Origin of the sequence: Magnetococcus sp. PR-3 (assembly GCF_036689865.1) — a bacterium.
Lineage (GTDB): Bacteria > Pseudomonadota > Magnetococcia > Magnetococcales > Magnetococcaceae > Magnetococcus.
In genome coordinates this window covers 153,253-161,530 of sequence record NZ_JBAHUQ010000011.1, presented here as the reverse complement: position 1 = coordinate 161,530, position 8,278 = coordinate 153,253, and the positions used below count along the sequence as shown (strand labels likewise).

The following is an 8,278-nucleotide window of genomic DNA, read 5'->3' as shown; positions in this document are numbered from 1 at the left end:
TCGTCGCTCGACTTACTTGAAACAGAACTGCCGCATCTGTCTTGCGACCTCCTGCATCACTGAAATCAAGCACGCGTTTTCGTCGTTCGATTGGGGCTATTTGAAACCACGTGTATGTAGAGGATATCCTGGTTTTAGTTCCAGTTTATAGCCTGCTCTGTGGCAGCAAATGTGTCGTAAAAAAATGGCAAGCATAAGAACGGCTCACCCCGTTTCCACTGCGACAAGACGGGTTCAAGAGAAAATACTTAGAGCTCGACGATACTTCCCACACATGTAAACCTAGAACCAAAAGACAAACCACTGATAGAGCGATGAATGCATTTGGTACACGCCATACTGCAAGAGTCCTTAGAGTTGGCTGTAACAATGTCACCAGGACATCAAAAAAATCTCTCTTGGCTCAAATGAATGCCCAAGAAATTCTTATGTCATAGGTGGTGATCACAGCCCTCTCAGTGGTTCGTATAGACAAAGCTGAAGCAGACAAAGGTCCTACAGGGTAGTGCCCCCCAATGGATATGGCATACCGTTGAGCGCCACTCGGGGTACGTTCTGGCCTATATTTTTGGCTCACGAACAGATGCGGTGCTAAAAGAACGGCGCAAACTTTTGGAGCCATTCTGGATCGTTGCGTTGTTTACCGATGATTGGGCTGCCTATCACCGTGTCCCTATGGCGACAGAACATCATGCCGGAAAGCACAATACCCACTGTATAGCGCACAAACACCTAACTTGGCGTACAAGGATCAAACGGTTGGCCCGAAAAACGATCGGTTTCTCCAAGCGATGCACGATACCTTTCTTGGCCTATGCATCACATCCATGAATTTGGATGAGGTTTGCATCAATCAACCTCTTGGCGACACGACCTAAAAGGATCGCGCCCGCCTAGCAAGGTACGCCTGATGGTAAGGTCCAGATCTAAACGTTGGCATGAGGTTAAGCTCCATCGCAGCCCAGACCTATGCACGTACTCCTCGGGTAAGGCACGCCTGATGGTAAGGTTCAGATCGAGGTTCTAGGATATGATCCAAGTGAACATGTTTAATCCATGCAACCATTCACATAGAGCTGAATGCCCGCCTTTATGCCATGCAGCTTTAGCTGAAACTTCAGCGAGACTCATCACTCAAACCACCTAGAAGAGGCAACTTTCTGAAAGGGTATGATGATCTGGCCTTTGCTCAACCTCAGCACAGGCCCTGCTCCGTTTCATACCCCTTTTGATCATGCGTGGTGCTCCCAAACAGATCATGGTCCCGCTGCATACCTTCCGATACGGTTTGAGCAACATAACGACAGAGCGCTGATTTTTTCCCTGCTAAAGTCATTTCTATTGTAAAATGGAACAAATTCTCACAGTTATACCGCACTCATACGCTCATTAACCAAGCACGTTTATAGGTCATACCCAATGACAGATAAGCCTCTTATCACCGATGCCAGAAGAGAGATCGTTAAGCTGATCACATCAGCGGTGCTTGCTGATTCATCCTTGAAAATTCAATTAGATAAACAAAAAACTGACTACTACTCCCTTTTGCGCGTCAATGCAAATTCTCTGGAGGCTCTGCAGGCTGGTGACTATATGGGGATTGCCCCCCTGGACCCCGCCATGGGTAATGCGAAGATTCGCCAAGCAGAGACCATTTTTATTCAGTTTTTTACCTCGGATTTCTGTGCCGAGGCCACAACCCAATTTCAGTCTATCGGCAAAGATAAGACGTTATTGTTGGACGTACCCACACAACTGACCCTTACCGACCAAAAACGTTCGGATGTACGGGTTGAGGTTGATGAAAAATGGCGGATTAAACTTAAAGTTATCCGCCCTTCTGGGCTCTCTTTCCTTGCGACGGTTAAGGATATCAGTGCTGGTGGGCTCTCATTTCAAAGCGTAGGATCCATTCCCTACATCTCAGAAAAAGCCCGTGTCCGCTTGGTCCTACTGTGGAAGGATGAGGCCATAGACCTGCGCACCAACAGCGTGATGCTTAAAGACCTGGAAAAAGGTGGTGAGCGTTTTTTGCGGGCACGTTTTTTACCGGAATCCCAAAAAACAGCGGTGCAAATTGAAAATCTTGTGGCTCTTCTACAACGTAAACATATTGAGCAGCGACGCGATCTATTTGATGACTAGAGAGCAACATAGGATACGTATTCTCTATTTATTTTTGAGTTAAGTGTAATAAAGGATCGACTGACGGAAGAAGGGTTGCGGTGACCGGTGTGGTCCCATTTAGCTATTAAAGATCCGTCAACGTTACGCAAGATCTCCCCCCCCATGTGCGTACAGCTTTACAGGCCAGATACCCACACCCTTGATAGATCGATAAAAAGACAAGCATGAGAGATCCCGTGCTTATCCTTAAACTGAAACTGTTCTGAAAAACGAAAGCCATTATTATTTAACTGGCTATGATCAAATTTCTGATTAAATCGTGTCCAGCAAGCTGTTGAGACATTTACCCAGTTTTCATCTCCAGCAAAACTGGCGGCTTCAGACTTTAAAAAATCAGGAATACTCTGAATCCGCGCACAATTGTTCATACCACTGCCAATAAAGTTCTCCTTACCCGTTGCATCCTTAAAAGGTATGACCACACCTGTATGGGCGGAGACCCGAACGCCAGAAAACAGCCCACCGGCTTGTCGGCTTTTATAAAGCAGAATGTTACGCAGACCCAAAGCTAAAATAGGCGCATAGCCCGACAGTTTAGGGTTCAAGATGACATAACAACCATCCCCCGTCGGGACCATACCCCGTACAACCTCCATGGCATCATCCAAGACATCAGGAATACCAATAAAGTGCAACGATTCATCAATTCCATCATTCAACAGGTTAACCGTGAGAAATTGCTCATCGTCACTCAACAAGGAAAAGCCAACAATATCAATCAATAAAATATCTGTTTCAACCTTTCCCTTGGCCCGTTTCATCACATCCTCCTATTGGATACGATCCCGCAACTCCCGTAAGACATCCAGCTGAATTTGCATAATATACTGCTCTAAAGTCACCATATCGCGGTTGGAGACCTCCGTGAACGAAACCCGAACATTAGAGCCCCGTGATAGCTCATAAACCCCCAACAATTCACCACCCGGTTTCATGGAGACCTTGCGGCTCTCCATCTCCCCCAAAAAGGGGTCCCAGTTTTTAACATTCAACTCAAAGTGCAGCTCTAACAGCTCGCACATATCATCCACACCAACCTCATCCACCTTCTCAGTCAGTAAATTACACCCCCCCATAGAGAGATCCATCATGACCCCTGGTATAACCCGATCCCCCAAGCGCAATTTAACGGGGATCTCCTCTGAGGGTTCAACCCGAATGGACAGACGCAACCCCACCGCACCCTCAGCATATTGAATATGGTCTAAAATAGCGGTCTGAGCATTCCAATCAATACGGCTTACGCGCCCCTGCAGGCCCATATCCACATGGGGGCTTGAGAAAAAAGCCATACCCTCAGCCTGCATAGCAATAAGCTGAGTTTTAGAAGCTTTGACCATGACAGCATTGTCATGCACCTTTTGCAAATAACCGGGGTAGGAGATGGGCACCCCCTTATAGATGTTATAAAGCTTAATATCCCCACCACGTTTTAGGATCTCTTTAATCTCCCGACCACAGCTCACCAACATCTCTTGCTCTGCACCGACCAGAACCACATTGATGCGACTAAGCTCCCGCTCTTTTTCCAGGGGGTGGGTCTCGGTTAAGACAACCTCTTCGTCATAGTAGTCGGCTATTCCGTGAACAATACCCTTGAGCATGGGCAAGAGACGGCGTGAAGATTGATACCCCAACGCGACTTCATTATTTTTGGTGCGGATGGTGCGAATCTCCGGTGGGGAGACCTGGGGATTATAGGAGTGGATCCCCGCATGAATGATATTTTTTACATTTTCAACCACATCCAACGTACGCCATTCGGTCTGGATTAACCCCAACAGACCTGCGATATGGATGAGATCAATGGCCAAAGATCGACCAAAATCTTCCAGCAATTGCTGCGGCTCCAAACCAGCCTGCCGAGCTGTGGTGCGGATTAAGGTTGAAAACAGCAGGTCAGGATAGGCCAAGCTGGGATGAAAAGGTTCATCCACCAATTCAGCTTCATCAATAATCGTACTCCACGACACAGGTGGATCAAGCGATGCCACAAAACTGCGCCATTTGACGAACATAAAACCATGCATAAGCTGGTTTCCTTAAGTCTATATGGGTGCGACAACCATGATTAATGGGGCTCGCTGAATTAGGCAGGGGAGCTTTGCTCATTCCACACCAAAACAATCGAGTGCCCACCCCCCCCTTGCTGCACCTCCTCCAAACCCGGCGCATCCTGCATGCTGGAGGCCGACACCAACAGTTGGCTTACCCCACCATCGGCTTTTTTTAAGGTTATGGGCATATTGCGTTGCGGACCTTGATAGGCCGCTTTGGTAATGATCCCCTCGATCTCACCTTCTGCAAACAACGCTCCCAAAGGCTCCCCCAACAGATCCTCTTCTTCCATGGCCGCCATGGCTGCCGCTGCGGGGTTGATCGAGGTCACCATGCCTTTTTCTGTACAGACCACCAAACCTACAGAGGCCGAAGAGACGAGGTTTTCCATGGCCCAGCGTGCCATAGCATGCTCTTCTACCTTACGCTCCAGGCTCTGTTGCATCTGTTCCAAGTTTTGGTCCTGCGCCCAACTGTTGCAAGCATTACGAGCCAGTTGCAAAACCTCATCCCGGGTCAGCGGTTTACGGGTTAACAGCACATCATGTTTTACCGTCTCCTGAATTTCATCAACACTTCGGTCACTGTAAGCTGTGACAAAGATGATATAGACACGATCATCCAGATCACGAATCTGTTTTGCTGTCTCCAGACCATCAATCCCAGGGGGCATGCGTATATCGACAAAAGCAGCCGCAAATGGACGGTTTTCGCTTAATGACTGCCGTATCAGTGCAACAGCATCCACCCCTTGAGAAGCGGTCACAACTTCATACCCCTGCTCTTGGGCTTCAACCGGCGTTACCGCCTCCTCATCCATAAACAGATCCAGTTTGGAACGCTGCTGTTCTTTGGGCAGCAAAATATCACGATAGACCTGTAGCAGTTGCTCATCGTCATCAACAGCTAGAATCCGGGTATTAGACATGGATCAACTCCCAAATACTACGCATCCGAAGAGGGGACAATGGAGGAGGCATAGTCCCCTGCCATTCCCCAACACCGTTGTAAAAAAATCCGGGTTGGCACATCTTCCGGGCAGCCCGCCAAACAGGCTTGAAAACACTGGGTTGCCTTATCCATTTCACGGGCATGATAATATTGTACCCCCTTCACATACTCGGGCAGTATAGATAATTTCTTCTGCCGTAATTGTTCTGGGTGGGCATCCAAAATTTCATGAAAGGCCATAGGGGCGCTTTTGCCCCGTACTTGGATATAATCGACCAACCGTAAGCGATACGGAAAATCATCCTTTAGGGCTTGAACCGCCATCTCAGACAACAGAACAGGCGCGCCATACTGCTTGGTTAGGGCTTCGGTACGAGCTGCCAGATTAACGGTATCTCCAATAACCGTGGTATCCATGCGGTCACTTTCACCTATGGTCCCCATCATCACCGGCCCAACATTAATCCCAACCCCAATGGCTATGGGAATATACCCGGCCCGTTGACGCCCCTCATTATAACCATACAACCGCTGACTCATTTCTACCGCAGTGGCCACCGCATTGGTGGGATCTTCAAACAAGGCCATGATGCCATCACCCATATATTTATCGATAAAACCATCATGCTCCCGAATGATCGGCCCCATATGGCCAAGATAGCTGTTAATAAAGCGAAAACTCTCCGAGGGGGAAATCGACTCGGAAAAAGCCGTAAAAGATCGAATATCAGAAAACATCACCGTCATCGCCCGCTCTTTACAGGCCCCAAGTGCAATATGCCCCTGTTGCTCCTGGTCATCTAACACATGGATAAAATTCTTGGGCACAAACTTGTTAAAGATTTCAATTTGCTCTTCGAGTTGACGGTTCTTATCTTCCAGTTCACGATCTTTACACCAGCTGATGCAAGCATTGCGCGCCTGTTGAAAAATCTCCTCCCGCGTCATAGGCTTACGGGCCAAGACCACATCGTGACGCAGGTTACGCTGAATCTCCTCAACCGAACGGTCACTGTAGGCGGTGACAATAATGATATAGATCGCTTCATCCAGTGCCCGTATCTGTTTGGCAGTCTGTAGACCATCAATCCCCGGAGGCATACGAATATCAATAAAAGCCACCGCAAAAGGGCAGTTTTGATCCAATGCATCCTGGACCTGGGCAACCCCCTCTTCTCCCTGGTTGGCCGCCACCACATCAAAGCTTTGATAAGGCTCTTCCTCAGGTGTATCCACTTCCTCCTCGGCCTCATCCAAAAAGGCACTGAGTTTGTCTGAAGCAACCGAAGACGTTTTTTGTGGCCCGAGAATATTGACATAAGCATCCAGCAACTGCTGATCATCATCTACGACTAACACACGATTATTGCTCATGATTGGCCCTTCTCAGCCCATAAAGGTAGCTGGATCACAAAGCTGGCCCCCTGCCCTTTACCCGCACTCTTAGCCACAATAGACCCATTTAACGACTGCACAAAATTACCCACGGTATGGAGACCAAAGCCAGATCCTGACGCTTTACTGGTGACGCCAAAGCGAAAAATGTCCTGCAGCCGTTCAGCTTCAATACCGCAACCGTTATCCACAACCCTTATTTCAAAGCGGTCGTCCTCAATTGGCTCAGCTGTAATTTGAATACGCCCCGGATCAACTTCTGGTTGGGCCGCAATGGCTTCCAACCCATTTTTGATCAGATTAATCATCATCTGCAGCATCTGACTACGAGGAAGTTTAAGTTGTGGCAGTTGCTCCGAGACCTGCACCACCATATCCACCCCATATTTTTCCAACAGGTCCGATTGAATTAGGGTGGCGTCCTCAATCAACTCTTTAAGGTAAAATTCTGAGATCAAAACATATTGGGATGAGTCACGATGAATTTTTATAATATCCGAAATATGCTCAACACTGGTTCTAATCTGCTCGGAGGGTTGTTCAAAGGCACTTTGAGCCGTCTCTGACAACTGCTCACCCAGGTCAGCCATAACCTCTAGCAAGGTATCCAAAACCTGCTCAGCCGATTGGCCACTGGCTAAACGCTTGCGCGAGGCAGGTCCTACTTTTTCCAACATCTGTGCCGTCTGCTTAAGCTCCTCACTTTTTAACTGTAGCGTCTCAGCCCTGTTGAGGATGCTCATAATGGCATTACCAATATTGTGCAAAATAGAGATACTCATTTCAGCCACACCAGACTGGAAAGAGGCGTAGTGAAGCTGCTCCTGATCCCGTTTAACCGCTGTATAATCCACCATGGTCACGACGATCAATATAATATCACCCCCAGCGCCCTTGACCGGAACAGCATGATAGACATAACAAAATGGCTGAGATTGATGGGTAACCAAACACTCCTGACGTACCGGTTTACCTGTCTGTAGTGCCGCAGGAATGGCACTGGCAAAACTCTCCATCAAGCTTAAGCGCCGCCCTTGTGGTGCTGGCGTGGACCACTCCAGCACCTCCCCAACACTCAAACCTAACTGCTGAGCCCGTGTATTGACCTGAATGATTTGCCCGCTGGTAGAATCCACCGAATACAGGGCATAGGGTAGTGCATCAACCACGGCACGCATGCGTGCCTGTTCCACCTGAATTTCACCGAGAAAAAAGGAGGTCAGGTCTAGGTCTTGCGGGGTATCAGCCCAACTCTCATCGGCCTCGTCTTCATAGCCCTGCTGACGTAAAAAATCTCCAATTTTCTGATCATTTTCCATAATGTGTTGCAAAACCCACAGCGCCAACGACCGAAGAAGCTCCTGTTTGTGCTGTGGATGCAGCTGTTCATCCGCAAAAGCGAGCAACTGTCGGTTTAAACGCTTTTTAAAATTATCATGAATACGTTTGTGCTCTTCATACAGCGGGTATGCAACCTTCTGCATAAGAGCCTCTTCATGGTCAAAATGCTCACCAACATAACGGTTTAAATATTTAATTAACTGTTGAAAGGATTCATTATCAACTTGATCATGATCCAGCAGTTCCGCAGCTTTAGAAAGCAGGATGCGATGCTCTTCATCCACCATGGCATTACCAATTTGAAAAGCCTTATTCCATAACATCACAAACCTCCTCCCGGCCTAAG

General features: G+C 48.0%; 8 protein-coding genes. 3 read left to right on the top strand and 5 right to left on the bottom strand.

The features are described from left to right. Positions 1–218 precede the first annotated feature (218 nt). The 3 genes from V5T57_RS20900 to V5T57_RS08280 all read left to right on the top strand — a co-directional run bounded on the left by V5T57_RS20900 (position 219) and on the right by V5T57_RS08280 (position 2,145). Positions 219–437, top strand: a complete 219-nt coding sequence (locus V5T57_RS20900; RefSeq protein ID WP_442918183.1) for an IS1-like element transposase — start codon at positions 219–221, stop codon at positions 435–437. 40 nt (positions 438–477) lie between these two features. Continuing rightward, positions 478–831: an IS1 family transposase gene (locus tag V5T57_RS20895; protein ID WP_442918182.1), complete on the top strand. Its 354-nt coding sequence runs from the start codon at positions 478–480 to the stop codon at positions 829–831. Between the two features lie 588 nt (positions 832–1,419). Beyond that, positions 1,420–2,145, top strand: coding sequence for a PilZ domain-containing protein (locus V5T57_RS08280; RefSeq protein WP_332890722.1), 726 nt, complete (start codon positions 1,420–1,422; stop codon positions 2,143–2,145). A 158-nt stretch (positions 2,146–2,303) separates the two neighbouring features. On the opposite strand, the gene V5T57_RS08275 is transcribed toward V5T57_RS08280, so the two are convergent. From V5T57_RS08275 to V5T57_RS08255, 5 genes are read right to left on the bottom strand one after another with little or no spacing between them, the layout of a single operon-like run. Next, entirely contained in the window at positions 2,304–2,948 is a 645-nt protein-coding gene (locus V5T57_RS08275; protein WP_332890721.1) for a hypothetical protein, read from the bottom strand. A gap of 9 nt (positions 2,949–2,957) precedes the next feature. Further along, a complete protein-coding gene (locus V5T57_RS08270) occupies positions 2,958–4,217 on the bottom strand; it encodes a heme NO-binding domain-containing protein (protein ID WP_332890720.1) in 1,260 nt (419 codons plus the stop codon). A gap of 59 nt (positions 4,218–4,276) precedes the next feature. Further along, the gene (locus tag V5T57_RS08265; protein ID WP_332890719.1) at positions 4,277–5,173 is read right to left on the bottom strand and encodes a response regulator; all 897 of its coding nucleotides are present in this window, start codon (positions 5,171–5,173) and stop codon (positions 4,277–4,279) included. Between the two features lie 17 nt (positions 5,174–5,190). Further along, positions 5,191–6,570: an adenylate/guanylate cyclase domain-containing protein gene (locus V5T57_RS08260; protein ID WP_332890718.1), complete on the bottom strand. Its 1,380-nt coding sequence runs from the start codon at positions 6,568–6,570 to the stop codon at positions 5,191–5,193. Next, on the bottom strand, positions 6,567–8,255 hold the full coding sequence (locus V5T57_RS08255) for a hemerythrin domain-containing protein (protein WP_332890717.1): 1,689 nt from the start codon (positions 8,253–8,255) through the stop codon (positions 6,567–6,569). Before V5T57_RS08255 ends, V5T57_RS08260 begins: the two co-directional genes overlap by 4 nt. Positions 8,256–8,278: the final 23 nt, after the last annotated feature.

Excerpts from the sequence above, each read along its gene's own strand:
- V5T57_RS08280 (WP_332890722.1), top strand. The coding sequence starts at position 1,420 with ATGACAGATAAGCCTCTTATCACCGATGCCAGAAGAGAGATCGTTAAG.
- V5T57_RS08275 (WP_332890721.1), bottom strand. The coding sequence starts at position 2,948 with ATGAAACGGGCCAAGGGAAAGGTTGAAACAGATATTTTATTGATTGAT.
- V5T57_RS08270 (WP_332890720.1), bottom strand. The coding sequence starts at position 4,217 with ATGCATGGTTTTATGTTCGTCAAATGGCGCAGTTTTGTGGCATCGCTT.
- V5T57_RS08265 (WP_332890719.1), bottom strand. The coding sequence starts at position 5,173 with ATGTCTAATACCCGGATTCTAGCTGTTGATGACGATGAGCAACTGCTA.
- V5T57_RS08260 (WP_332890718.1), bottom strand. The coding sequence starts at position 6,570 with ATGAGCAATAATCGTGTGTTAGTCGTAGATGATGATCAGCAGTTGCTG.
- V5T57_RS08255 (WP_332890717.1), bottom strand. The coding sequence starts at position 8,255 with ATGTTATGGAATAAGGCTTTTCAAATTGGTAATGCCATGGTGGATGAA.